The organism is Streptomyces sp. NBC_01013 (genome assembly GCF_045162765.1).
Lineage (GTDB): Bacteria > Actinomycetota > Actinomycetes > Streptomycetales > Streptomycetaceae > Streptomyces.
The window spans coordinates 8,324,237-8,350,529 of record NZ_CP108687.1 but is presented as its reverse complement, the minus strand read 5'-3'; the positions used below and the strand labels follow the sequence as shown (position 1 = coordinate 8,350,529).

16 protein-coding genes and 3 pseudogenes are annotated in these 26,293 nt (G+C 70.9%); 6 read left to right on the top strand and 13 right to left on the bottom strand.

Annotated elements, in window-relative coordinates:
- Nucleotides 1-70: 70 nt before the first annotated feature.
- From OG538_RS36170 to eccD, 6 genes are all read right to left on the bottom strand, one after another.
- Nucleotides 71-3,871, bottom strand: coding sequence for an AAWKG family protein (locus tag OG538_RS36170; protein WP_406099875.1), 3,801 nt, complete (start codon nt 3,869-3,871; stop codon nt 71-73).
- Between the two features lie 122 nt (nt 3,872-3,993).
- Nucleotides 3,994-4,458 carry a type VII secretion system-associated protein gene (locus tag OG538_RS36165; RefSeq protein ID WP_406099874.1) on the bottom strand — a complete coding sequence of 155 codons (465 nt, stop codon included), beginning with the start codon at nt 4,456-4,458 and terminating at the stop codon, nt 3,994-3,996.
- A gap of 131 nt (nt 4,459-4,589) precedes the next feature.
- The gene (locus OG538_RS36160; RefSeq protein ID WP_406099873.1) at nt 4,590-4,898 is read right to left on the bottom strand and encodes a WXG100 family type VII secretion target; all 309 of its coding nucleotides are present in this window, start codon (nt 4,896-4,898) and stop codon (nt 4,590-4,592) included.
- A gap of 92 nt (nt 4,899-4,990) precedes the next feature.
- Nucleotides 4,991-5,326 carry a hypothetical protein gene (locus tag OG538_RS36155; protein WP_406099871.1) on the bottom strand — a complete coding sequence of 112 codons (336 nt, stop codon included), beginning with the start codon at nt 5,324-5,326 and terminating at the stop codon, nt 4,991-4,993.
- A 467-nt stretch (nt 5,327-5,793) separates the two neighbouring features.
- On the bottom strand, nt 5,794-7,404 hold the full coding sequence (eccB, locus tag OG538_RS36150; protein ID WP_406099869.1) for a type VII secretion protein EccB: 1,611 nt from the start codon (nt 7,402-7,404) through the stop codon (nt 5,794-5,796).
- A 47-nt stretch (nt 7,405-7,451) separates the two neighbouring features.
- Nucleotides 7,452-8,861, bottom strand: a complete 1,410-nt coding sequence (gene eccD / locus OG538_RS36145) for a type VII secretion integral membrane protein EccD (protein ID WP_406099868.1) — start codon at nt 8,859-8,861, stop codon at nt 7,452-7,454.
- A gap of 460 nt (nt 8,862-9,321) precedes the next feature.
- Between eccD and eccCa the strand changes: the two genes are divergently transcribed.
- On the top strand, nt 9,322-13,326 hold the full coding sequence (gene eccCa / locus OG538_RS36140) for a type VII secretion protein EccCa (protein WP_406099867.1): 4,005 nt from the start codon (nt 9,322-9,324) through the stop codon (nt 13,324-13,326).
- A gap of 63 nt (nt 13,327-13,389) precedes the next feature.
- Here the strand turns inward: eccCa and OG538_RS36135 are convergent, their stop codons facing one another.
- The 4 genes from OG538_RS36135 to OG538_RS36120 form a co-directional block, all read right to left on the bottom strand.
- A complete protein-coding gene (locus tag OG538_RS36135; protein ID WP_406099866.1) occupies nt 13,390-14,646 on the bottom strand; it encodes a S8 family serine peptidase in 1,257 nt (418 codons plus the stop codon).
- On the bottom strand, nt 14,643-17,954 hold the full coding sequence (locus OG538_RS36130) for a right-handed parallel beta-helix repeat-containing protein (protein WP_406099865.1): 3,312 nt from the start codon (nt 17,952-17,954) through the stop codon (nt 14,643-14,645). Before OG538_RS36130 ends, OG538_RS36135 begins: the two co-directional genes overlap by 4 nt.
- Before the next feature lie 147 nt (nt 17,955-18,101).
- Nucleotides 18,102-19,316, bottom strand: a complete 1,215-nt coding sequence (locus OG538_RS36125; protein ID WP_406099864.1) for an RICIN domain-containing protein — start codon at nt 19,314-19,316, stop codon at nt 18,102-18,104.
- Nucleotides 19,313-20,125 carry a type VII secretion system-associated protein gene (locus OG538_RS36120; RefSeq protein WP_406100442.1) on the bottom strand — a complete coding sequence of 271 codons (813 nt, stop codon included), beginning with the start codon at nt 20,123-20,125 and terminating at the stop codon, nt 19,313-19,315. Before OG538_RS36120 ends, OG538_RS36125 begins: the two co-directional genes overlap by 4 nt.
- Nucleotides 20,126-20,649: 524 nt before the next feature.
- Here OG538_RS36120 and OG538_RS36115 point away from each other — a divergent pair.
- The 4 genes and pseudogenes from OG538_RS36115 (at nt 20,650) to OG538_RS36100 (ending at nt 24,115) form a co-directional block, all read left to right on the top strand.
- Nucleotides 20,650-21,612, top strand: a complete 963-nt coding sequence (locus OG538_RS36115) for a mannose-binding protein (RefSeq protein ID WP_406099863.1) — start codon at nt 20,650-20,652, stop codon at nt 21,610-21,612.
- On the top strand, nt 21,494-22,072 hold the full coding sequence (locus OG538_RS36110) for a beta-N-acetylglucosaminidase domain-containing protein (protein ID WP_406099861.1): 579 nt from the start codon (nt 21,494-21,496) through the stop codon (nt 22,070-22,072). Before OG538_RS36115 ends, OG538_RS36110 begins: the two co-directional genes overlap by 119 nt.
- 172 nt (nt 22,073-22,244) lie before the next feature.
- A pseudogene (locus OG538_RS36105) lies at nt 22,245-22,878 on the top strand (IS5 family transposase); the annotation flags it as partial.
- A 103-nt stretch (nt 22,879-22,981) separates the two neighbouring features.
- Complete coding sequence (locus OG538_RS36100) at nt 22,982-24,115, top strand: hypothetical protein (RefSeq protein ID WP_406100462.1); 1,134 nt, start codon at nt 22,982-22,984, stop codon at nt 24,113-24,115.
- A gap of 229 nt (nt 24,116-24,344) precedes the next feature.
- Here the strand turns inward: OG538_RS36100 and OG538_RS36095 are convergent.
- The 3 genes and pseudogenes from OG538_RS36095 to OG538_RS36085 form a co-directional block, all read right to left on the bottom strand.
- A pseudogene (locus OG538_RS36095) lies at nt 24,345-24,946 on the bottom strand (IS5 family transposase); the annotation flags it as partial.
- Nucleotides 24,947-25,004: 58 nt separating this feature from the next.
- The gene (locus OG538_RS36090) at nt 25,005-25,394 is read right to left on the bottom strand and encodes a hypothetical protein (protein WP_406099860.1); all 390 of its coding nucleotides are present in this window, start codon (nt 25,392-25,394) and stop codon (nt 25,005-25,007) included.
- Between the two features lie 224 nt (nt 25,395-25,618).
- The gene (locus OG538_RS36085) at nt 25,619-26,047 is read right to left on the bottom strand and encodes an integrase core domain-containing protein (protein ID WP_406099859.1); all 429 of its coding nucleotides are present in this window, start codon (nt 26,045-26,047) and stop codon (nt 25,619-25,621) included.
- 5 nt (nt 26,048-26,052) lie between these two features.
- On the opposite strand from OG538_RS36085, the pseudogene OG538_RS36080 reads away from it, so the two are divergent.
- Nucleotides 26,053-26,220: pseudogene (locus tag OG538_RS36080) on the top strand (IS256 family transposase); the annotation flags it as partial.
- Nucleotides 26,221-26,293: the final 73 nt, after the last annotated feature.

Genomic DNA, 26,293 nt, shown 5'->3' with positions numbered 1-26,293 from the left:
GCCCCCGCTGCGGAAGCCGGGGTCGGTCCGGGCCCCTCTCGCCGCGGCAGGCGCCGCTCCTGAACCGTGGTCACCGGCCGATCACCGACGGGGTGCCGCCTTCCTCCGTGCCCCACACGTCCGCGTCCTCCTCGAGGTAGTCGGCGGACGTGGTGGGCCTGCGGCCCGGCTCGGCCGGCTCCTCGGGGGAATCGCCGCCGGTGGTCGTCACCCGCGAGGCCGGGGAGAGGAAGGTGTCGCTGTCCTCCTGCCGGTTCCACGGGCTGCGCCGGCGGCGGGTGCGGCGCTCGCTCTCCTCGGCCGCGTCGACCAGGACGGAACGCACCCGCTCACCGTTGCCCTTCTCTCCGCCGCCGCCCATGCCGCCCATGCCGCCACCCATCGGCATGCCTGGCGTGCCTGGGGTGCCGGGGGCACCGGGCGCACCACCGGCGCCGCCGGCGGCGGCGAGCGGGGTTCCCGCGCCTGCGGAGACGCTGTCGGAGAGGGGAGCGACCTGGCTTGTCGTCATGCCGTCCATGGAGGCGCCCGGGATGCCGCCGCCCGACGCACCGGCGGCCATCTGGCCACCACCGAGACCCAGTTCGGACAGCGGCACGTCGCGGCTGGTGGTGCCGCCACCGCCGGACCCGCCGGACCCGTTGAGGCCATCGAGGTCACCGAGTCCGCCCAGCTCGTCGAAGATGCCGGAACTGTTGGTGGGAATCGACGAGTTGAGGTCCTTCAGATCCAGCGTCTCGGTCCTGCCCTGCGCATCGGTGACGGTGGCGACGCCGGTGTCCGGGTTGATGATCTGCTTGGAGCCGTCCGGGAAGGTGGTGGTCAGCTGGCCGTCGTCGAGGAAGGTGGTGGAGCCGTCGGGGTTGTTCACCCTCGCCCCGTGGGTGAGATCGGTCTCCACGATGGAGCCGTCCGGGCCGGTACTGGTGAGCATCCCGCTCTCGGGATCGAAGCGCGTCGAGCCGCCGTCCGCGAACATCGTGGCGAAGTCGCCGTCGACGAGCCCGGTCTGCCCGCCCGTCGGGGTCTCCAGGCCGTCCAGATTCCCGAGGCCGCCGTTCCCCGTGTTCAGGTCGCCGAGACTGCCGAGGTTCTCGGTCGTGACGGTGCCGTCGGGGGCCGTGGAGACGGCCTGGCCGGTCGTCGGGTCCACGACCTGCTTCGTGCCGTCGGGGAACGTGGTCGTCAGCTTCCCGTCGTCACCCAGCGAGGTCACCGAACCGTCCGGATTGGTCACCTGCCCGAGGTCGCCCAGACCCTGCGTGGTGACACTGCCGTCCGGATGCGTGGTGGTCAGCTCACCGGTGTCCGGATCGAACGTCGAACTGCTGCCGTCCGGGAAGTCCGTCGTCAGACCGCTGTCACCGAGCTGGATGCTGCCCCCGGTCGGCGTGTCCAGGGAACCACCGGCCCCGCTGTTCAGATCACCGAGGCCGCCCAGGTCGCCGATCGAGTCGGTGGGCAGTGAGGAGTTGATGTCGCCGAGGTCTCCGAGGCCGCCGTTCCCACTGTTCAGGTTGCCGAGACTGCCGAGGTTCTCGGTCGTGACGGTGCCGTCGGGAGCGGTGGAGGCAGCCTGGCCGGTCGCCGGGTCCACGACCTGCTTCGTGCCGTCGGGGAACGTGGTCGTCAGCTTCCCGTCGTCACCCAGTGAGGTCACCGACCCGTCCGGGTTCGTCACTCGCGCGCCGCTGCCCAGATCCTGCGTGGTGACACTGCCGTCCGGATGCGTGGTGGTCAGCACACCGCTGTCCGGATCGAACGTCGAACTGCTGCCGTCCGGGAAGTCCGTCGTCAGACCGCTCTCACCGAGCTGCATGCTGCCCCCGGTCGGCGTGTCCAGGGAACCACCGCCGCCACTGTTCAGATCACCGAGGCTGCCCAGGTTCTGGGTGACGGCCTCGTTGGCCGCGTCCGTGGCGTTCTTCGTGCCGCCGGCGCCACCGTTGAGGTTGCCGAGACTGCCGAGGTTCTGGGACACGGGCGGTGTGACACCCAGGGGCGTCTGGTTGTCACCGCCGGGGTTGTTCACGTCGCCGAGGCTGCCGAGCTCCTCGGTGATCGTGTTGTTGGGGTCGTCGGGACCACCCGGACTGTTCAGGTTGCCGAGATCACCGTTGCTCTCGGTGACCGGCACGTTGAACAGGTCGTCGAGGTTCTGCGTGTTGACCGCGTTCGGATCGTTGAGGCCACCGAGGCTCTCCTCCACGATCTTCTGCTGCTCCTCGGCCTCCCGCTTGGCCTCCTCCTGTTCGCGCTTCTGTTCCTCGCGGAGCTCGTCCTGGTACTTCTTGTCCTCGTCGCGCTGCTGGTTCTGCTCGTTCCGCAGATCCTCCTGGAGCTTCTTGGCCTCCTCCTGTTCGCGCTTCTGTTCCTCGCGGAGCTCGTCCTGGTACTTCTTGTCCTCCTCACGCTGCTGGTTCTGCTCGTTCCGCAGATCCTCCTGGAGCCGCTTGTCCTCCTCTCGCTGAAGCCGCTGCTCCTCGCGCAGCTCGTCCTGGTACTTCTTGTCCTCCTCACGCTGCTTTCTCTGCTCCTCGCGCAGCTCGTCCTGGTACTTCTTGTTCTCCTCGTTCTCCTTCTTGATCTCCTCCTTCTCCTCCTCGAGCTTCTTCTTCTCGTACTCCTCCGAGGCCGTGCTGGTCGACTTCGGCTTGGGCACGCTCTCGGCGAAGTCCTTGCCCAGGTCGAGGAAGTGGTTGTTCAGAGTCGACTGCACCTGACGGGCGGGGGTGATCAGCAGCTCGTCGACGCCCTTGTTCCAGATCTCGACCGCCTTGTCGCCGACCTTGGCCCAGTTGGCGATGTCGGTGAGGTCCCCGTAGTCGGGGTGCACCTGGGAGAACCCGGTCCTCGGACTGTGGCTGACGGTCGTCGAGTAGCGGCTGGTGTAGGACTTGATCTCCGTCTTGGCCACGTTCTCGGTGTCCACCCACTGGGCGAGGTCGTCCAGGACGTAGCGCAGCACCCGGTGCGGGTCGTAGTAAGAGGACTTCGCCCACTTCAGCCACGCCGCCAACAGCGTGTTGGCGGCGTCCACCAGGTACGAGCGGCCCAGCGACAGCGCCCGCGAGTAGAGCGTGTTACCCGTTCCGGCCTCGTCCCCCGTGCCGGGCGAGGAGTTGAAGGTCTCGACGTAGCTGTCATAGTTCTCGCGGACCTTCTTCAGCAGGCTCCGGAAGACCTCCGCGGCCTCGCCCTTCCAGCTGGCGTCGTCACGGCCGAAGCGGTCCTCCCAGTCCTTCAGCAGCGGCGCCTGGTCCTTGAAGAACTTGGCCGCGAAGTCGAAGGACTCCCCCGTGCGATTGAAGGAGTTCAGGTCCACCACGGCTTCGTCGGCCACACCGAGGCTGCTGAACCGGGCGTTCTTCGTGTCGCCCGTCAGCAGTTCGAGAAGCGCTGCCCGCGGCCCGTTCATGTACTGGGCGAGCGGGATGGTGCTCATCTTGTCCTTGTTGTAGTCCGTGAACTCGTTTCCCTCACGGACCTGGACGTTGTTCACGTCGTCGGAGTCGGCCCCGGCGAAGACGATCTCGTCGCCGGCCTTCACCCGCCCCTCGAAGACGATGCGGGCCTGCATGATGGAGCGCTTCTTGCCGCCGTCGAAGAACCATATGTCGTAATCCTCGCCCTTGTTCTGCAGGAAGCCGGAGTCCTTGACGAGCAGGCCGAGACTGCGCTCCTTGATGTCCATCCGGAAGAGCTTGCCGCCGTGGTCGGAGCGGAGCTTGTCGAAGATGGTGGCGCGGTCGGGTACCGGATAGCCGGTGATGTGGGTGACCAGGCCGGCCCAGGTGTCGGACGATGCTCCACCGACGTCCTCGTACTTGTCGACGTTGCCGACGGATGTGGGATCGTACCTATCGGGCACCGGGGACCCTTTCTGGTCTGTTGTCGTCCGCGCCGGCGCGCCGCCCCGTCGGGTGGACGTGCAGCCGGGTCTCTCTCACAGCGTGTGCCGGGCGGGGCGCCGATGCCTCGCACGGCACGGGATCAGGTCTCGTTCGTCTCCGAGGACCCGCTGGTGAGCGTGTCGACCTCGTCGAAGGTCTGCAGCAGCGTCTGGGCGTCGATCGCGTCCAGGTTCTTGTTCTTGGTCTTGTTGGCTTCTTCGATGGTGTCGGTGAGCGCTTCCTGCAGTTCCTTGAAGAGCTCCATCTGGTCACCGAGCAGCTTGTCGATGGCCTCGGCCGCCGTCCGGACACCTTCGATCAGCTTGGGGCCCGAGACCAGGGCCTCGGTGGCCATCTTGCCGATGCGCAGAAGCTGCTGGCCCTGTACGAGGTTGTCCGGGCTGGTGTGCCCGTCGATGAGGTCACCGAGCGGCCGGATGTTGGGCGGCTCGCCGTCCTCCCGGTGCTTCTTCGCCTTGGTGTACACAGGCTGCACCTCGTTGTCCCGGAAGTTCTCCATCTGCTTGAGGTCGAAATGCTTGACGTCGGCCTTCTCACCAGCCATGGGACGTCCTCCTGCCGTTCGGTACCGGACGGAACGCGGGCCGGCCGGACGAAAGGGAGTCCGGCCGGCCCCGGGGACCTGCCGCGCGGATCGCGCCGGGGGACGCCCCGGCACGATCCGCACGCAGGGCCTCAGCGAGCTCGCACATTGCCCCAGTTGTCGGCGCTCCTGCGCTCGTCACGGGAGTGGTTGTCGTGGATGCTCTGGACCAGTTCACCGCTGTCGCCCAGGAGCAGGGCCATCTTCTTGGTGGCCTGGTCCCACTCCGCCTGGACTCCGCGGTACATCTGCTGGTCCTCACCCTCCCAGGACATGACGAGCGGCTTCAGCTCGTCCTCCAGGTTGTTGAGGGTGGTGATGATCTGCTGGGTCTGGCCCTTCAGCTCCTCAATCGCGTGCCGGACCGTGGCGTACTGCACATCGATGATGCCGTCGGCCATGACGTCTCCTCTCGGGTGTCCGGGCGTCGAGGCCCGGGAAGCTCACGGGTGCCGGCCTCTTCGCAGGGGCCGGTCGCCGCTGGGGGGTTGGGTCAGCGCAGCGCTTCGAAGACACCCTGGCTGGTCTTGCTGTTGAGCACCTCGGTCAGGTCCTGGTTCTCCTTCGCCAGGCGGTTGGCCGAGGTCACGTTCTCCTGGAGCGCGTCGATCATCTTGCTGATCTGGACGACGACCGTCTGCGCTTCGGAGTTCCAGCTGCGGAAGAGCTTCAGCAGAGCCTGACCCTCGTCGCCGCCGACACCCGAACGCGCCGCGACCTCGGCCACGTTGTTCTGGATCTTCTCGACCGCGGCCCGGGCCGACTCCAGGGAGGAGACACCTCCCAAGCCCTTGGCATATTCCGCTTTCCTGCCGGAACCGTCCGCCATGTCACGCTCCCTTCGTTCAGGCGAGTCTCCTCGCACCGTTGCCCGCTGAGGCTAAAGAGAATCCACCGTCCGGCGCAACGGATGCCGGGGAGATTTGAGCATAGGTCAGCTCGCCGGAATCCCTCCGGGGCAATGGAGTTGTCGAGATGTTTCCGCAAAATGAACGTGTGTTACCCGGCGGACCGGGCCGATGGGCCGCCAACGCCCCGTTCCGAATCATGCGGTCGGCAAACGGGCACAGGGGCGCCGCGAACGGGCATCGGAGACGCCCGTTCGCGGTGAAGGGGGCGGGTCACAGGAACAGGACTCCGGGAGCATGACGCTCAAAAAAGTTTGAGCAAATTCTGAGCTTTCCCGCCGCGGCCGATGCACGACTAATCCACCTCAGAGCGACGAGAGCGCAGCATAAAGTCACAACTGCCCTCGGCATCCCATTCTCCGAAGCCGCGGGAACGCGTTGCCGGGTGTCAGGTCCTGGAGCCGGCCGCCCTCGCCGAGCCCTCCCCGGCAGCCTGGCCCACCCGCTCCGTTTCGCCCTTCCCGGCCTTCTCGCCGCCTTCGCCCTCCGGCTCGTCGGCACCGCACCGCGGAGCCGTGACCTTGGGCCGCGCGGCACCTGACGCGGCTGCCGGATCCAGGTCGGCGCCGGTCGGGAGGGCTGCCAGCATGGGTGCGGGGACCGAGCTGATGTCCTTCTCGGCGTAGCCGAGCGCCGCCAGGGAGTCCTTGGCCGAAATTCGGTACTTCACACCGTTCTCCGCCACCAGGTAGGTGGTGCCGGCGTGCGCGGCGCCACTGGCGTGCAGGGCGCGGACGAGCGCCCCGTGACCGGGACGCACCACCGTGACGTCCGTCCGCACACAGGCCGCCTCGAGCGGCTGCGCGGTTCCCTCCGACACGGCGACCGGGGCGAGCTCGGCGAGCGGTACCAGCACCGACTTGATCCGTGCGCCGCCGTTGTCGCCGTCCACCTGCGCGCAGAGCGCGGTGCCGCGCGGCGCCGACTGCGGGGTCGGCGGCGTCTCGGGCAGCTCCGCGGATCCGGCCGTGTCCGAGCCCTCCGCCCTGTGCTCGCGCAGCGCGTCCGCACCGAGCGCACGCACCTCGGGCGACTGCCCCTCGTAGGCGTCCTTCTGGGTGGCCGGGTCGCCCAGCACGAGCGCGGCGCCGAGCCGGGTCAGCGGCACCAGGCCGTCCTTCCGCAGCAGGTGGTACGTGCTGCCTCCGCCGGGCACGCTGACCTTGAACAGCTGGCCCGTCCGGCTGGCCTCACCGCCGAGCACGGGTCCTTCAGCGCCGCGTCCCTCGACCTCGGGGGGCTTCAGGGCGGGTCCGGGGGCCAAGGCGTCGAGGAAGGCCGCCGAGACCGGCATGGCCTGCTCGGAGCCGTACCCGAGAGCGGTACGGGCGTCGGAGGCGCGGTCCAGCGCCAGCCTGCTGCCGCGCCACACCAGGTACTCGGTGCGGTCCGGGCCGCGCACGAGAACCCCGCGGTCGGCACCGACACCGCGAGAGTCCAGAGGAGCCCCGGCGACCACGGTCGTGGCTCCGGGCTCCTCCACCCCGGTTCCCCCTGCGGCACCCGAGGTGCTGGCCAGTGCCCCTCCCGGCCCGGTGACGCACATGTGCCAGGCGCCCTCGTCGAGCTGTCCCGGTCCGGGCAGGCTGTCCGGCGCTCCTGGTATGCCGGCCGGGGACCCCACAGGGATGTCCCGCAGCGACGCGGTGGCGACGTCCACGGTCGGGAGGTCCGAGCCGCCGATCAGGCGCGCCGAGGCGTAGTTGCGCACCGGGTGCAGCACGCCGTCGGTGCCGGTCCACAGGTAGCGGGCTCCGGTGTCCCGGTTGACCACCAGGTTCTTCGCGTCACGCCAGCCGTCGTTGCCACCGGGGCGCAGCAACCCGTACACGGTGGCGCCCGCTCCGATCAGGACCGTCACCAGCACCCCGAAGACCACGCCACGGGTGGTGCGTCCGAGCGGGCTCTCCGGGGCGTCCGGGTCGGCCGTCAGCAGGCCCGAGCTGAGCCTGCCCATCATGAATCCGTGGGCCTGTACCTGGTCGCGCTTGGACTGCACAGCCTCTCCTCAACTCGTTCTCGTGTGACGGCGTCCGGCCGGCGTCCTCAGCCGAACAGGCCGCGCAGCCAGCCGAAGAGTCCCGCCACCCACAGGGTGAACGGCAGCAGCGCGACGGCGAGGCCCGTGTGCGCCAGCTCCGCGGCACGGCCCCAGTACGGCAGGACCCGGCGGCCGGGCAGCGTCCAGGAGGCGACGACGATTCCCGCCGCTGCGGCGAGCAGCACGCCGAAGACCACCACCCGGCCGTCGGCTCCGCTGTCGAACGCCCAGGCCCTGGCCATCAGCAGCAGCCCCAGGGTCCCCGGCAGCGCCAGGGTCAGCCGCTGGCCGATGTGCACCAGACCCCGGCTGTGGAGGAGCAGCAGGAGGCTCAGCGCGAGTCCGGTCAGCACCTCCGGCAGGTCCGGCGTCTCGGCGAGGACCACCAGGGCGGCCGCGGCGATGGTGCCGGTGCCGGCGAAGAGCGCGGTGACCCAGCGTCCGGCCAGTTCGGTGCGCTCGGCAACCTCGTCACCGACGTAGGGGTCGATGCCCTCCTGGAGCTGGCCGGCGGTGGACGGCAGCGCCGGCATCCGCATCCCGGCCAGTTTGAAGGCGAACGGTGCAACCGCCCCGGCGGCGAGGACGATCACCGTCGCGACCAGCGCCACCGCGGCCGGCACGTCCAGACCCGTGTATCCCATCAGAGCCCCGGCGATCGCCGTGGCCACCGCGACCATCGCGGTGGCCAGCAGGGCAGGGGCGCCGACCGCGGTCGCGGCCAGCGCGAGGACCGCGCCTCCCGCGCCCGCGGCACCCGCGGCCAGGAGCCGGGCGCCTGCGACCTGCTCCGCGTCGGGGCCGGTCAGGTCCCCGCCGGGCAGCACCCAGCCGACGAGCGCGAGGCAGGGTGCGACCAGCAGGGCGAGCGCGACGGCGGAGGCGCGGTCGCCGACCGCCCGGCTGGCGGAGCCGGCTCCCGCGAGCAGGAGCAGACCGACCAGGGCCGCGCAGGCCGCGCGGGAACCACCGGAGCTGGTCGTCACCCCCGGCCAGAAGACCAGCACGAGGGCGGTCGCCACGGTCGCCACCGCGGTACCGACGAGCAGGCCACGGGCCGCTGCGGGAGACCACGTGCGCAGGCGCCTTCCCACGGTCTCGGCGATACCGTCCACCAGGTCGTCGAGCCGGGCCTCGGGCAGCGCCTCGGTGTGCGGGCGCAGGTACAGCACGGCGCCGTCGGCCAGCCCGGCCCGCGCCAGGGTGGTCTCCTCGTCGAGCGGGGCGTCACCCAGTCGCTGGAGCACCCAGCCGGCGTGGTCGAGTCCGGCCTCCTCGGCCTCCTCGCCGACGTAACGCAGCAGTGTGGGCAGCAGATCGGCGACCGGTACGTCGGCGGGCACCGCCAGATCGATGCTGACGCTCGGTGAACGTACGGTCAGGCGGCACGATTCGGCCACCGCGCTGTCGGTCATCAGCTGAACTCTCGTCTTCCGAAAGGCTTTGACAGGAGGACTTCCCCGCGAGGGAGGATGTGCGAACAGTACGGAAGGTCCGCGCGGCCGCCAACCGGGGGGCCGGGCGCGGAATGTGCCTCCGCGGGCCCCGGCGACGACCACTCCCGCGTGGACAGGTCGTGTTCCGTGAATGCACACTACTGCCTACGACCACAGGGTCGTGCTGCGGACCGGACTCCATTTATCCGGTATGTGGTTGGCCATCACGGAAGTTGCCCGCGCCCGGCCATCCGCTCGAAACATTCATCCGGCGTTCACCGCGCGTCGCGTGGAGCCCGGAGAATCGGTGCGGTGCGGCCCTTTCCACCGCCGGGTGCGCCGGAATTCCGGTGCGGGCCGGAGAGTTCAGTGAACCGGAGGTTCTGTTCCCTTGAGTGTCGTGCTGTTTCGTCGCCCGGCCCGCAGGCGCGGGCCGGAGATGCCCGAAGGGCAATTGACCCTCCAGGAGCCGCCGGTCCTCGCCGAGACGGTGCCCGACACCTCGGCGATCTGGACCTATCTGCCGATGGCGCTGATGTCGGTCTCGATGATGCTGATGTTCCTGCGCCCCGGCGGCGGGAACGGCGTCTTCATGTACCTGGCGATGGGCGTCATGGCGCTGTCCGCCGGGGCCATGCTGCTGGGCCAGCTGATGCGGCGCTCCAGTGAGCGCAAGCAGCGCCTGAAGGGTGAACGCCGCGACTACCTGCGGTACCTGGCCCAGATCCGCAAGCGGGTCCGCGCCACCATCACGGAGCAGCAGCGGGCGCTCGCCTGGCGCCACCCGGAGCCCGCGTCGCTCCGCTCACTGGCCCGTACCTCGCGGCTGTGGGAGCGGCGCCCGGCCGACGAGGACTTCGGCGAGATCCGGCTCGCGGTCGGCGAGCAGCAGCTCGCACTCACCCTGAACCCGGTCTCCACCCGACCGGTCGAGGACCTCGAACCCCTCTGCGCGCACGCCCTGCGCCGCTTCGTCCGCGCCTACTCCACCATCCCCGGGCAACCCCTCGGCCTCTACCTGCGTTCGTCGGCCCGGATCCTGCTGCGCCCCGAGGAGACGCACGGCCAGGAAGCTGCCGGGCCGGGCAACACCCCGTCCGGGGAGGCCGGTGAGGGCCCCGACACGGAAGCGGCGCGTGCCCTGGTGCGTGCCATGCTGGGCCAGCTCGCGGTGTTCCACGCACCGGAGGAGCTGTGGATCGCCTTCTGCGTCAGCGACGAGCGGCGGCGCGACTGGGAGTGGGCCAAGTGGCTTCCGCACACGTTGGACCCGTACGAGGAGGACGGCGCCGGACAGGCCCGGCGGATCACCGCCGACGTCACCGAACTCGACGACCTCCTCGGTGCCGAATTCGCCGAACGCCCCGGCTTCGACCCGGAAGCGCGACCCGGCCGCGACGAGCCCTACACGATCGTCGTCCTGGACGGCGTCACCGTGCCCGAAGGCCACCGCTGGGAGGGACACGGCTACCGCAACGCCCTGGCCCTCGACATATCCGGGGCGCTGCGCTGGCGCCCCGGCCGCAACACCCTGAGGCTGACCGTGGGCGCCGACCAGGTGAGCCTGGTGCGCACCGACCGCAGCCGCAAGGAGCGCTCGGTGCCGCTCGGCCGGCCGGACCGGCTCGGCCTCCTCGGGGCGGAGTCGCTGGCCCGGCTGATCACCCCCCGCCGGATGAGTCTGGGCACCGACATCGCGCAGCCGATGGACACGGACGTGGAGCTGACCACACTGCTCGGCATCCCCGACCTGCACCGGCACGACCCGCAGACCCTCTTCGACCGTCACACGGGCTCCGCACGGCTGCGGGTGCCGATCGCGGTCGGTGTGGACGGCCGCCCCGTGGACCTCGACATCAAGGAGTCCGCGCAGGGCGGCATGGGCCCGCACGGCATGCTCATCGGAGCCACCGGCTCCGGCAAGAGCGAACTCCTGCGCACGCTCGTCCTGGGGCTCGCCCTGACCAACTCCTCCGAGACCCTCAACTTCATCCTGGTCGACTTCAAGGGTGGAGCCACCTTCCTCGGGCTGGAGGAACTCCCGCACACCTCCGCCGTCATCACCAACCTCGCCGACGAGGTCGCCCTGGTCGAGCGTATGCAGGACGCCCTGCACGGCGAACTGATCCGGCGCCAGGAGCTGCTGCGCTCGGCCGGCAACTACACCTCCGCCCTGGAGTACGAGCGCGCCCGCGCCGGTGGGACGGACCTCACCCCGCTGCCCAGCCTCTTCGTGGTGGTCGACGAGTTCAGTGAGCTGCTGTCCGCGCACCGGGAGTTCATGGACCTGTTCGTGATGATCGGCCGGCTCGGCCGCTCCCTCGGGGTGCATCTGCTGCTGGCCTCGCAGCGCCTGGACGAGGGCCGCATGCACCAGCTCGAGAGCCACCTGTCGTACCGCATCGGTCTGCGTACCTTCTCCGCCATGGAGAGCCGCGGCGTACTCGGCGTTCCGGACGCCTACGAGCTGCCCGCCCAGCCGGGCAGCGGCTACCTGAAGTCCGGGGTGGAGGCCCTCACACGGTTCCGCGCCGCCTACTCGTCCGGGACGTACGGGCGCCGCACCGGTGCGGTCGTCCAGGCCCGGGTGGCCAGCCAGGTGGTGCCGTGGACCAGCGGCTGGGTGGTGCCGCGCACCTTGGACCCGGCCACCGAGCCGGAGCCGGAGGCCGAGGAGACGGGCGAGGAGGAGGCCCTGCTCGACGTGGCCCTCGACCGGCTGCGCGGTTCCGGCCCCGCCGCCCACCGGGTGTGGCTGCCGCCGCTGGACGAGCCCTCCCCGCTGGACGTCCTGCTGCCCGGCATCGCCCCCGACCCGGAGCGCGGCCTCAGCGCCGCCGGGTGGTCCGGCACCGGACGGCTGCGGGTCCCGGTCGGCCTCGTGGACAAGCCCTTCGAGCAGCGCCGCGACCCGCTGGTCGTGGACCTCTCCGGAGCCGGCGGGCACGTCGCCGTCGCGGGCGGTTCGCAGAGCGGCAAGTCCACTCTCGCCCGCACGCTCATCGCCGCCCTGGCCCTCACCCACACACCCGCCGAGATCCAGTTCTACTGCCTCGACTTCGGCGGCGGCGGTCTCTCGCAGCTCGCCGCCCTTCCGCACGTCGGCGGGGTCGCGGCACGGCTCAACCCGGAGCGGGTGCACCGTGCCGTCGCCGAGGTGATGACGCTCCTCGCCCGCCGCGAGCAGTTCTTCGTGGACCACACGCTCGACTCCATGCAGTCCTACCGCCGCCGCCGGGCCGCCGGGGAGTTCCCCGACGAGCCGTTCGGCGACGTGTTCATGGTGGTCGACGGCTGGTCCACGGTCCGTCAGGACTACGACGACCTGATCCCGAAGTTCAACGAACTCGCCGCCCGGGGGCTCAACTACGGCATCCACCTGATCATCACCACCACGCGCTGGGTCGAGCTGTCCGCCCAGGTCCGTGACCAGGCGGCCACCCGCCTCGAACTGCGGATGGGTGACCCGATGGACTCCGAGATCGACACCCGCAAGGCCCGCTCGGTGCCGCGCAGCGGGGGACGCGGCATCACCGCGGACAGCAAGATGCACTTCCTCGCCGGTCTGCCCCGGCTGGACGGCAGCGGCTCCCTGGACGACCTCGGCGACGGCGTCACGCACCTGGTCGCGGAGATCTCCCGGCACTGGACGGGTGCACCCGCGCCTCAGGTCCGGATGCTGCCGCACAAGCTCCCGGCATCCGATCTCCCGGCGCCCGAGGCCACCGAGGGCGGGGGCATGCGTATCCCGCTGGGCATCGACCAGGACGCGCTGGAACCGGTCTGGCACGACTTCAGCCGTACACCGCACCTGATCGTGGTCGGTGACACGGAGAGCGGCAAGACCAACCTGCTGCGCGGCATCACCAGGAACATCGCCACCCGCTACACCCCGGAGGAGGCGAAGATCATCGCGGTGGACTACCGCCGCACCTTGGTCGACGCCATTCCCGAGGAGTACCGCATCGGGCACGTGATCTCCTTGGACAACCTCAAGGAGACGATCGAGGGCGCGGCCCGCGCGATGAAGTCCCGTGTCCCGGGCGCCGACATCGCGCCCGCCCGGATGCGCAGGTGCGACTGGTGGACCGGTCCCCGCCTGTTCGTCCTGGTGGACGACTACGACATGGTCTCCGGAAACTCCTTCCAGAGCCCCTTCGAACCGCTCTTCGAGAATCTGACCCTGGGCTTCGAGATGGGTCTGCACCTGGTCGTCGCCCGCAGTGCCATGGGTGCCGGCCGTGGCCTCAGCGACGGGCTCATCCGCCGCCTCGACGAGGCCAACAACCCCGCGGTCCTGCTCTCGTGCCCGCCCACGGAGGGCCGTCTCTTCGGCGACGCGAGGCCTCTCAACCTCCCGCCCGGCCGGGCCCTCCACATCGCCCGCCGCCGGCCGCGTCTCATACAGACGGCACTGATCGAGGAGAGCCGGAGCCAGGACTGACAGGACGCACGACGACGAGACCCTCCCGAGGTCAGCCTCGGGAGGGTCTCGTCACGTCTCAGATCATTCGGACGCCGTTCCGGCCGCTCCCGCCGGGCGCCACCCCCGGGCGCGGGCCCGGGACAGGGCGAAACCGGCCCAGAGGACGGCGAGGACGGCCGCTGAGCCGAGCAGGACGAAAAGGGTGGCCCGGCCGGTGGCGCGGTCCGTCGCCGCGGTGTCGCGGACGGTCACGGGTTCCGCCCCGTCCTTGTCCCCGGCGGACCCGGCGAACCCGGCAGGCTCACCGAGGACGGAGGTGACGGCGGCGTAGGCGTCCAGCTGGGGGATGTCGGCGGGGTAGGCGGTGGCCGTCAGACGGCGGACGACGTCCTCGGGCGAGTCGTCGGGGTGGGCGGCGCGGACGGCCGCTACGGCTCCCGCGGCGTAGGCGGTGGCCACCGGGACGCCGCCGCCGAGGTAGTGGCCCGTGCCCCGCGGGCCGCCGGAGACCACCCCGGCGCCCGGGGCGGCCAGATCGACGCCGTAGGTGGGCAGGGAGCCGTCCGGACGGACACCGCCGGGAAGCATGTCGGCGACGGAGAGGACGCCGGGCTCCCCGGCCGGCCAGTACGTGCGGGCCGGGATCTCGTCGGACCCGCCCCGGGACGGCGGGTCAGGGGCGGCAGCCGCGACCACGACGGCGCCCGCACGGCGGGCCTCCGCGACCGCGCTGCTCAGCGCCGCGTCCTGCCGCGGCAGAGCCACCGCCACCGCGATCACCTCGGCACGGGCCTCGGTCGCCGCACGCAGCGCGTCCACCACCAGGTCAGCGCTCGCCTTGCCACGTCGGTCGGTGCCGCGCAGGGCAAGGATCTTCGCCCCCGGTGCCACCCCGGCCAGCCGGGGGCTGTCCCCACCGGTCCCGGCGATCAGGCCGGCCAGGAACGTGCCGCTTCCGACGCAGTCGTCGGCGGCCTCACCGTCGGCGGTGACCCGGCCCTTGAGACCGGCCGCGCCGGGGGCGACACCGGTGCCGATCAGCGCGACGGTCACCCCGGCACCCGTGCTGTGCTGGTGCAGTCGGTCCAGGTCAAGGCGCTGGCGCGACCAGTCCTGCTTCTTCGCCGTCTCACGGGAGGCCGGGGTGCAGAGCACCTCGTCGGCCTCGGGGTCGAGGGCGGACGGCATGCCGGGAAGTTCCTGGCCCTTCTTCCCGTCGGCCGCGGGGACGCGCCAAGGGGGCGCGGCCTGCGCCGGGAGGGCGGTGGGCAGCAGCAGGGCGGCGGCGAGGCCGGCCCCGGACAGCAGGCGGGCCGCCCCGTTCCCCGGAGGCCTCATCGGGGTGCCACCTTCAGTGCAACGGCCGTGACGTCGGCGGGAAGGAGTACCCGCAGGTCCTCCAGGGTGGGCGCGGCCAGCGAACTGAGCCGGCCCGCCTGACGGGTGACCATGGACTCGACCACCTGGCGGGCCAGCCGGGCGTTTCCGAAGGAACGGTCCCGCGGCATCGCGTCGAAGTACTCCTTGAGCAGGGGACCGGTGCCGGGCCCGCACTCGTAGCCCATGTTCGCGGCCTGGGTCCGCACGATGGTGACCAGTTCCTCGGAGGAGTAGTCGGCGAACGCGATCCGGCGCGGGAAGCGGGAGGAGAGGCCCGGGTTGGATCCGAGGAAGCGCTCCATCTCGTCGGTATAGCCGGCGACGATGACCACCACCTCGTCGCGGTGGTCCTCCATCAGCTTCAGCAGGGTGTCCACGGCCTCCTGGCCGAAGTCGGCGCCGCCGCCACGCGGGGTGAGGGTGTACGCCTCGTCGATGAAAAGGACACCGCCACGGGCCCGTTCGAAGACCTCGCGGGTGAGCTGCGCGGTGTGGCCGATGTAGCGGCCGACCAGATCGGCGCGGGCCGCCTCGACGAGCTGGCCCAGGTCGAGCACCCCGAGCTGGGTCAGGACCTCCCCGTAGAGGCGGGCGACGGTGGTCTTGCCGGTACCGGGAGGGCCCGTGAAGACCAGGTGGTTGCTGAGCGAGGGGACCGGCAGCCCGGCAGCCGCGCGGTGGCGGGCCGTGGTGATGAGGTTGACCAGGTCGGCGACCTCGCGCTTCACCTCGGCGAGGCCGATCATGTCGCCGAGACGGGTCAGCGGGTCGTCGTCCGGAACGGCGGTGTCGGTGGCCGCCGCCGCGGCGGTGGCGGAGACGTCGTCCGGCAGCAGGAGCCGCAGATCCTGCTCACTGACCTGCTGCTGCTCGGCGAGCCGGACCGCCTGTCTGTCCACCATCTCCTCGAACACCCCCCGTGCGGCACGGCCGTTGCCGAATCCGGCGTCCCGTGGCATCGCCTCGAAGTGCGCGGCCAGCGCGGCGGCGGTGCCCTCGCCCAGCTCGTACTGGTGCTGGGTGCACATGCTCTCCATGATCGCGACCAGGTCGGGCACGGAGTAGTTCTCGAATTCGACGGTCCTCGAGAAGCGGGAGGCCAGACCCGGATTCGATGCGAGGAAGGAGTCCATCTCGCGGGAGTAGCCTGCCGCGACCACCACCACGTCGTCGCGGTGGTCCTCCATCAGCTTCAGCAGGGTGTCCACGGCCTCGCGGCCGAAGTCGGCGCCGCCGTTGCCGCTGTCGGAGGCGAGCGTGTACGCCTCGTCGACGAAGAGGACTCCGCCGAGGGCCCGCTGGAAGGTCTCCGTGGTCTTGATCGCGGTACCGCCGACGACCTGGGCGACGAGGTCGGCGCGCGAGACCTCCACCAGGTGCCCGCTGCGCAGCGAGCCCAGCTCGGCCAGGATCGCGCCGAAGAGGCGGGCGACGGTCGTCTTTCCGGTGCCGGGCGGACCGGCGAAGATGAGATGTCTGCTCATCGGCGGCGCCGACATGCCCAGTTGTTCACGGCGCTGGGCGAGCTGGGTGAGGTTGACCAGGGTCCGCACCTGCTGCTTGACGTTCTCCAGGCCGATCAGCGCGTTGAGGGCGCCGAGCGGGCCGTCCGCACGGTCCGGCGCGGGCGCGTCCGCGGCGCCGGAGCCGGCCGGGTCGGTGTTCTCGGCGCTGCCGGTGCCCCAGGCATCCCGCTTGCCGTTGCTCACGCTGTTCAGGTTGTCCACCGCGAGACGTTCGCCGGGCACGGTCTGCACCAGACCACCGCCCTCGTTCTCCCGCGCGTGGCAGTTGACGAGCGAGACCGGCGCGGTGGACTCCACCCGGAAGCCGTCCTGGGATCCGCCGGTGGCCTCGCATCCGCTGAGCGAGGCGAGCGCGCCCTCACGGATCAGGTAGCCGTGCCCCTTGGGGGCGTGCACGGCGGTGCGGTTGGCCGTCAGCTCGCCGCCCAAGGCGACCACGACACCCTCCTCGCCGGCTGTCTCGACGCGGAAGTCGCGGACGGTGACGTTGCCGCCGTCCTCGACCACCAGCCCGTTGGCGGCGGGGTCGGAGACCCCGCCACCGGCCAGATAGAGGGTGCTGCCGGCGGCCACGCGCACACCGGCGCCCTTCGGACGGACGATCTCGCAGTCCTCGGCGCGGCCGCGGGCATCCTTGGTCAACGCGATGCCGTCACCGGAGGGCTCCACCAGCCTGGCCCTGCGCAGCAACGGGTTGGCACCTCCGACGACCGCGACCGCGGGCGTGCCGCCGATCACCTCGAGGCGGTCGAACTCCGGTGCCGAGTCCTCCTCCAGGAGCAGTCCGGGTCCGTCGCAGTCGCGGACCGTCAGGCCGGTCAGTGCCGGGGAGGCGGCCCCGGCGACCCGCAGCGCCGCGCCCTGCGCGCCGTCCACCCAGCAGTCCTCGAAGGTGCCGCGGGACCGGTCGGTGACCAGCACCCCGTGGCCGCGTGCGCGTGAGACACGGCAGCGCCGCAGCACCGGGTCGGTGCCCCCGGCCAGTGCGATCCCGTTCCCGGAGGCCCCGGTGACGCGGACGTCCTCCAGGGTCGTACGGCCCGAACTGCTCAGGTGCACACCCGTGCTGGTGTCGTGCACCACGGTGCGGACCACCGAGACGGTGCAGTTCCCTTCCAGGGCTATGGAGGGCTTGTCGGTGGAGGAGACGTCGCAGTCCTCCACGGTGCCACGGGTCTCGCCGTTGGCCAGCAGGCCGTTGCCGCGGGCATCGCGCACCGTGCAGTCCCGCATGCGGGCCTCGCCCTGCTCGGCGAGGACCAGGCCGCTGGTGCCCAGGTGTTCGAGCGTGCAGGACTCGACGGTGGTGGGAGTGGCCGAGGTCACCACGATGCCCGCGCCCTGCGGGTTGCTCACCCGGCAGTTCCGCAGCGCGAGGGATCCGGTTCCGCCGGCCAGCATCGCGGTCCATGCGGCGCCGATGATCTCGCAGCCGTCGAACGCGGCCTGCCCGCGCCGCACGTCCACCGCCGGCAGCTCGGCGTCACCACCCCGCAGAGTCAGTTCGGAGAGCATCACGGCATCGGCGCGCAACACGATCACGCTGCCCGAACGCGGCCTGATCTCCACCGTGCCCCGCCCCTCGGCGGCGGTGAGGGTCACCCTGGTGTGGATCACCAGGTTCTCGGCGTACGTCCCGGGCTGGACGCTGATGAGCGCCCCGGTACGGGCTGCGGCAAGCGCTTCACCGATCGTCGAAAAGCGGTCGGCGGGGCCGACCGACAGTACCTGGCGCGACACGCACCAACCTCCTTGCTACGGCGGCGTCTTCTGCGGGCTCCCCGGTTTCGCCGGGGACGCGTGCCGGCGAGCCGACGATGCCATCATGCCTCGTCCCCGGCGGGTACGGGTTCCGGGAGGGGTGCTCCCGGCATCGAGGAGCTGCGGTCAGGTGCTCCATTTCTGGGCGGGGTTGCCCGAACAGTGCAACAGCTGCAGCGCCGCCCCGCTGTTCTGGTTGGCACCCGCGATGTCGACGCACATGCCGACGACGGTGTTGACCAGATCATGGGCGCCGTTCAGAGCGAACTTCTGGGCGGCGTTGCCGTTGCACCAGGCGATCTGGATGGGGGTGCCGTCGCTGAAGTTCGCGTTGGCCACGTCCAGGCACAGGCCCTTGATGCGGATGGTGCCGTCGGAGGCGAACTGCCACTTCTGCGCGGGGGCGCCGTTGCAGTCCCACACGTGCAGCGCCTTGCCGTCGCTGAAGTCGTGGCCCGGTACGTCGATGCAGCGGCCCGAGAGATGGCTGCGGAAGGAGACGGGCCCACTGAGCGTGACGGCCGGAGCGGCGGTCTTCGCGGGCTGCTTCTTGGCGCCGTCGGACTTCTTCTCCGTGCTCTCCTTCTTCGGCTGCTCCTCCGGTTCGGCGGCCTTCTTCGGCACGTCCTCCGCCTTCTCCGGCTCCGGCGCCTTCTCCACCGGCTTCTCCTTCACCGGCTCGTCGGCGGCCTTCGTCTTCTCCGCGGGCGGAGAGGTGGTCTCGGCAGGGGTCACGGCGAAGTCACCCGGCGCCTCCGGACCGCTCCCGTCGAGCACGGTCCCCGCGGCGGCGACCGACGTCCGCTCGGGGCCCTTGTCGTCGTTCCCGACGAGTATCAGGAAGGGCACCGACACGAGCAGCGCCCCCGCCACCGCCGCCCCGGCCAGTACCGCCTTGCCGGGCCTGCCCACGGGGCCGGCCTCGTGCTCCGGCCTGCCGATCGCGGTCGCGGTCATGGTCCGCACGAGTGCGGGCAAGCGGCTCTGCGCGGCGGCGGTGCCGCCGTGGTCGGCCTCGGCCTCGGACTCGGACCGGGCGCCGGCTTCGGGGCCGGCCGTCGTCCTGCCCGCCGCGGGGCCTGCGGGTTCCTTGCCCGTCTCGCCGGGCTCCTTCGCGGTCTCGTCAGAGGTCTTCTCGGCTTCTCCGGAGGCCTTTTCGGCCTCCGCGGTCCGCGTACCGGCCTTCCCGGCGTCCGCCCCGGTCGCCGGCCCTGCGGATCCGGACGGGGGTGCGGCTGGGGCGGTGGGCGCGGTGCCGACGGCCGACTCCTCGCCGCCGGAGGCGGAGGACTCGACTCGTGCCTTCGGGGGGGCGGGGCGGTGCTGGGACGAACTCGTCACGGGGTCCTCCCTGTCGTGGGGGGCAGGTGGTCGGATGAGCTGGCGGTCCGGTCCGCGGCGGGTTCCGCCGAGGCGGTCCCGGCGTGATCCGCGGTACCTGAGGCGGCGGAGCCGTACTCCGTCGCGGGCGCCCAGGCGTCGCCCACGACGCGCGCGGGGCCGGGGAGGCTCTCCGCCGGGACGAGCAAGGGGGCCGCGGCTCCCGCGTTGACCATCAGCAAGGTGCCGGGATCCTTCAGTGAGCGGGCAAGTTCCTGTACGGGCAGCCTGTCATGGTGAAGTGCCGACGACATGAACTCGTGTGCGGGCGAGGTGAACAACAGGACCACCGGCGCCCCGTCCCGTCCGGCTGCCGTCAGCGGCCCGCCGTCCGGTCCGCGCACGACGGTGATCTCCGCCTCGGCGAGCACCGCGAGAGCCTCTTCCACCGAGCCGTAGCCGGTGGCGGCCCGCTGCGCCGCTGCGTCCACTGGATCGGTAGGCTCCGGCCATCCGAGCACCCGCGCCGAGGGCCGGTACGCCGGGTTGGCGCGGTACTCGCCCACCCCGCCGCTCGCGTCCGACTGCCACTCCCCCAGCACCGCCCACTCGGCCGGTGTGCGTTCCCCGGTCCATTCCGGGTCCACCACCCCGACCCAGTGTCCCGGAGCACGGCGGGCCGCGGCCCTCACTGCTTCGGGTATGCCGGAGGTGTCGGCCTCGACGGTGTCCTCACTGATGCCGGGCCCCGGTCCGGCGGCCGGGTCCGGGGCTTCGGGCATGACGAACGAGGCGCCGTTCGCGCCCTCTTGTCGCTCTCCGGACCGCATCTCCACCTGAACTCTTGGGTCTGTACGAATTCTCGGCTCTCGAAACGCCACGCGCGCACGCCGGCATTGATCAGATCGGGGAGCCAACAGGATGTCATACGGCTCCCGCCCATGGGAGTTCGGACCGGGTCCGTTTGGGCCTCCGACGTGCCCGTTTCCTGCCCGAGCGGAGAACTTTCCGGGAGCAGTGAGCAGGAAGGGGACAAAGTGACGGGAAGTCCCGGGGTGAGGGCGCGGTCCTTCTCGCGCCGAACGGCTACGTTGTGTACGCCATCGGCCTCTTCGACGTACGGAACCTCACGGTCCGGACGCCCGACCGGGACCCCACGGCACTGCCTCACAGCTCGGAGGGGCGTCGGACCGGTGGCCGCACACCGCGCGCCGGGTCAGCCGGCATCCGACGGCGAGAACCGGTGCGTCCCGGTTCCTCGACGGGACGTCAGCCCGTGCGTCGAGGGCTCGCAGGTGTTCCTCCGGCCCACCGCTGCCCACTGACAGCTCCACCACCGAGAAGGAGTAACCGCATGTCCTCCCAGCCCCCCACCCCCGGCGCGAACACGACAGCGGCCACTGCCCCCGACGCGGAGGCGGCCGGCTCCCGGCCCGCGTCACCCTCACCGGCATCGGCCGAGGGGGCGCCGGCCCTCGCGGCCGCACCCGAGGCGGAGTCCGGCGCAGCGCCGGCCGGGAACACCGCGGCCACCCCTCCGACGGCCGCCAAGGCCGCGGTGACCGAGGCGTCCCAGGAGGGTGTCGCCGTCACGACGGCAGCCGTGACGGCGCCCGGCACCACGACCGCCACCGGCGTCCACGCCGGCCGCCCCCGTACGCCGGTCCTGGCGGGTGCCGCCTTCCTCGGCGCGGCCCTCGTGGCCATACCCCTGCTGCTGATCGGAAGCGCCAACGACAAGGGCGGGGACGAGACACCGATGCGGCCGGTGGCGGGGGGCGCCGACACCGTCCTCAACCCGAACTCCGCCCCCGCCGCGCTCGACGACTACGTGGCCGGGAAGCCCAGCCCCTCCCCGACCAAGGAGAAGCCGAAGCCGGTCGAGCCGAAGGCCGTGACCCCCGTGGTCCCCGCACCGGAGCCGACGCCCAGCCCTTCCGCGACGAAGCCGAAGCCCAAGGCGAAGCCGAAGCCCAAGCCCTCGCCGAAGCCGGAGTGGAGCACGGTGGTCATCTCGGCTCCCAGTGTCATCCAGGTCAACCAGGCCTGGACGACGAACCGCATCAAGATGGTCATGCAGACCGACGGCAACCTCGTCGTCCTCAACGAAGACGGCAAGCCGATCTGGGCTGCGATGACGTTCGGTCAGAACCATCGGGCGATCTTCCAGCCCGACGGCAACCTCGTCATCCACAACGGTGACGACCGCCCGATCTGGGCCTCCAAGACCCACGACCACCCGGGAGCCCAGCTCGTCCTGCGAGCGGACGGCAAGGTGGTCGTCGCCGAGAACGGCAACGTCCTCTGGTCGACCTGACGCCCTGTCGTACCCCGGCCGGCCCGCCGTGTGCGGGCCGGCCGCGTTTTCGCCGGGCCGGTCACCGGCAGATGGAGTCCGGGCGTTTCCGGCTGCCCGGTCCCGCCGGTTCATCAGCTACACGAAGTGGAACTGCGAAGCCGACCGGGAGAAGTACGGCGCCCCGGGCAGGGGCAGCGCGGGGCAGGCGCAGGCCGACCTGCTCAACGCCGTGCAGCACGAATTCATCGACACCCGCCCGCACGCCACCCCGCTCCAGTTCGTGCCCACGGAGTACTCCGACACGGCGGACTCCGCCTACAAGTCCGTGCTGCGCACCGACGATGTGACGCGCGGCCCCGGGCGCGGGAATCAGGCGCCCGAGGCCGTCTTCTTGCTACTTGCTCGTTTCTGGGACCGGGGTGGGCGAACGTGCTCATGGTTCTTGTTCCGGCAGCCGGGGCTGTCGTGTGGGCGGTAGCGCTGTTGGTGTCCGACGTGCGGAGTCGGCAGCGGCGGATCTCTCTGGAGGTCCCGTGTGTTCCGGGTATGGGCAGGGCCGGTTCTCCTCGGTTGAGACGCGTTACCACTTGGGGCCGGTCGTGCACGAAGGGCGCGTGATAGTGGGCTCGCTGTACGGGAAGAAATTGCGGGGTCTGTCAGGTGCGACAGCCCACGGCAGATTCACCGAGTGGACGAAGGCACGGGTCTGGGCCAAGCTGCACCGCCTGGTCCTCGACGCACTCGGCTCCTGCGGCGAGTTGGACTGGTCGAGGTGCGCGATCGACTCGGTGAACCTGCGGGCCTTGAAAAGGGTGACCTGACAGGTCCGAATCCTGTTGACCGGGGCAAGCACGGCTCGAAGATCCACCTGATCACCGAGCGGAACGGTCGGGTCTGCCCATATCCGTCGCGATCTCCGGCGCCAACGTCCACGACAGCCAAGGTGGGTCTGATCCCGCTTGTGAAGGGCATACCCCCCATCCGCTCCCGCCGAGGCCCCCGTCGGCGCAGGCCCGGCAAGCTCCATGCCGACAAGGGCTACGTCTACCGCCACCTGTGGCAATGGCTGTCCCGGCGCGGAATCCGGCACCGCATCGCACGCAAAGGCATCGAGACCTCACAGCGACTCGGCCGCCACCGCTGGACCATCGAACGCTCGAACGCACCATGTCCTGGCTCGCCGGCTGCCGACGACTCCACCGCCGCTACGAACGCAAGGCCGACCATTTCCTGGCCGTCACCAGCATCGCCTGCACCCTCATCTGCTACCGCCTACTCGCCAACGGATTCAGGCGTACTCTGTCGCCGGATCGAACACAGGCGAGGCGCAGTTCGCCAGGGGAAGGCACCGTGCCGCGCCTCCAGCTGGACTGCCCTGGGGGGAGCCATGAACGACGACGACCGTACGGCGCTGCCGCGGCGTGCGACCTGGTGGTGCCGGGTGACAGGGACAGCGGCGCTGGCGGCGGGGGCACTCACCACCCTCTGCCTGCTCTTCCCGACGCCCGAATCGGGCGTCGGGAGCGACCTGGTGGTTCGGTACGCGGCGCTGACCGCACTCCTCACCACCTTCTGGTGGGTCGGCGCGCTTTTGGCCCCTCCGCTGATCCTTCCGCCATTGTCGGCGGAGCCCGGCCGCGCGGCCGTACCCGCCCGGCTACCACGCCGACGCAGGGTGCGGGCGACGCTCGTGCCCGGGCTGATGCTGTCCGCGCTCCCGCTCGTCGTGGCCCGCACGATAGGCGCCCACGCCGGCCCGCTGGCACCTGCCATGAACCTGATCACCGTCGTGGCCGGGTTCGTGTCTTTGTACCTGCTGCGCCTGTGGGTGGTCAGCCTTTTCGCCGCTGGCGGCCCTCACGCGGGCCCGGCCGAGCTGCGCCGGGATGCCGCCGCCGGTACGGTTGCCGCCCGCCGCGTCCGGGTGGGCAAGGCCCAGTGGGACGGCGAAGGCAACGTGACCTGGCTGGCGCGTCGGCTGTCGCTCACGGCCGACGACCAGACCTTCGCGCTGCGGACCGCGGACGAGAACAACACGGCCTTCCGCTGGCTCGACCTGGAACCGGGCATCGCCCTTGAGGGCCGGTACGGCTGGCTTTGCTGGGCCGCGGCTGGCGGATCCTGGGGCGAACCGACGGAGGCTATGGGCGCGGCCTTGGTCACGGACGACGGGTACGTCGTCTGGGGCGCGACGGATCGCTACGCCGCCGAGTCGGCGTACGCACCGGAGCATGCGCGACCCACCACAGCCCGCCGCGTCCGCCGGGCCCCGCGCAGCTCCCAGTACCGCGCCGCCGCGCACCTTCCCGCGCTGGCCATGGCAGCAGCGACGCTACTCGCTCTCGTCATGGCCGAACGCGGACCGGGACCCGACGCGGTGGCGTGGATCTTGGCCCTGGTAGCCGCGTATACGGGCGTGCGCGGCATCTACCGTTTCACGGAGGACTTCGACGCGGCCCCGGGCCCCGGCTGGGTGCGATCGGCGTCCGCGAGGACCCGGCACACACGCCAGGACCCGTAGGCCGCGATCTCCCGGTGGGGCGCTACAGCCATTCGCGCCGCTTGAAGATGAAGTACAAGCACAGGCGGGAATCGGGCTGGAGACTCGCGCCCAGGCCGGCGCGGGCGCCCGGCGTCGTCGTTTCCGCCCGGCGGTACGCCTTCGCGAGCGGAGCAGTTGATGGGCTCGATGGCGAGGAGGTCGACGAGCTCGCGCTGATGCGATGCCGGATTCCGCGCCGGGACAGTCATTGCCGCAGGTGGCGGTAGACGTAGCCCTTGTCGGCATGGAGCTTGCCGGGCCTGCGCCGACGGGGGCCTCGGCGGGAGCGGATGGGGGGTATGCCCTTCACAAGCGGGATCAGACCCACCTTGGCTGTCGTGGACGTTGGCGCCGGAGATCGCGACGGATATGGGCAGACCCGACCGTTCCGCTCGGTGATCAGGTGGATCTTCGAGCCGTGCTTGCCCCGGTCAACAGGATTCGGACCTGTCAGGTCACCCTTTTCAAGGCCCGCAGGTTCACCGAGTCGATCGCGCACCTCGACCAGTCCAACTCGCCGCGGGCACCGAGTTCGTCGAGGACCGGGCGGTGCAGCTTGGCCTGCACCCTGGCCTTCGACCACTCCGAGAACCGCCGGTGGGCGGTCGCGCCGGACGGGCCGAACGACACCGACGGTAGCTGCTGCCAGGTACAGCCCGACGTGGCCACGAAATCGATCGCGGCCAGCACCTCCCGGTCGCCGTGACGGCGCCGACCGCCACCTTGCGGCCGCGACGGCGCCTGCGGCACCACCCGCTGGAACAACTCCCATTTCGGCCGGAGGGGCTGGAACGGGCAACGGCAGGTCAGCCAGGACGAACAGGCACACCCAGAAGATCTGCACCCGAGTAGGTTCACGCCGAGAGCGTCAGCACTTCTCCTTCCGCGCCCGCTGGATCAGCGGCTCGGCCTTGTCCAGCGTGAAGGTGACCTGCCAGGTCTCGGCCGCCCGGTGCAGGGTGTCGGCAAACTCTTGGTAGCCGTGGTCCTGTTGAGCCGCGTCGGCGGCGCGGTTGGTCGCCGTGTTCAGGTACTGCTCGGCGGTCTGGTAGTAGGGGTCGGTCAGATCTGACGGCCGGGGGCGGGCGAGTTGGTCGGTCAGCTGCTGCAGGGAGGCGCAGGCGGACTTGGCAGACTCGCGCGCCGCCACCGTGGCCTTGGAGGGCGTTGAGCTGCAGGCCGCAAGGGAGAGCGTGGACGCCAACAGCAGGGGCAGGGACAGCGACAGACGAAGTATCAGCTGACGTCGACTAGTCATGGGTCAATCCTAGTTAGCATGACGGCCTGACCGCCCGGAAATCCGGTGGGCCCGCAGCCACCGTCCCGCCCGGCCGACATCTGGGCCTTGTCTGCTCTGGGCTGCAACGCGGCCATCAACGACGGCACCGCTTCCGCCCACTCTCACCTCAACGCCCGCGCACCTCGGCGGGCTCGTCGCCCGCGACGGTAGAAGCAAGCCACACGATCCCCCACCAACCCCCCCTAAGCACCCCAGCGAGCCACCCGCACCGAGTATGCATCCATCCCAATCGGTCCAACTTTGGCGTCGCTAAACAGCGTTGGTGCAACTTCGGTGGCAATCCGCCCTACTTCGCTGTCACAGGTCAGTTGCAGATGGCAGCGTCGGGTGTTGTAGCGGTGGAGCCATCGGAAGGCGTCGAGTCGTGCGTCGAACTCGTTTGGCCAGCTCTTTCGTCCTTGCAGGGTCTCGCGTGTGAAGGTCGCGTGGAAGGACTCGGCGAGCGCGTTGTCCGCGCTGGACCCGACCGCGCTCATGCTTCGCCGGACCCCTGCTGCCCTGCAGACTTCAGCGAATGCCCGACTGGCGTACTGGGCTCCGTGGTCGGTGGGCAGGATCGATCCGACGAGGCTGCCCCGGGTGCGGATCGCCTCGGCCAGGGCGTCGGTCACGATATCTGCGGACCAAGGTCACCAAGGGCGCCGGCAGCCGGGCCGCCGCCCTGGCCGTGGTCTTCAAGCTCATCGAGTCAGCCCAGGAACGCTGGCGGGCCGTGAACGCACCCCATCTCGTCGCCCTGGTCCGGGCTGGCGTCCGCTTCGAGCGGGGCTTCCTGGCCGAGCGATCCGAGGCCCGCGCGGCATCAACACCACCGCCTGCCGCCGGTCAGAAAACCAGTGGCAGGCCCGGCCCGCCCG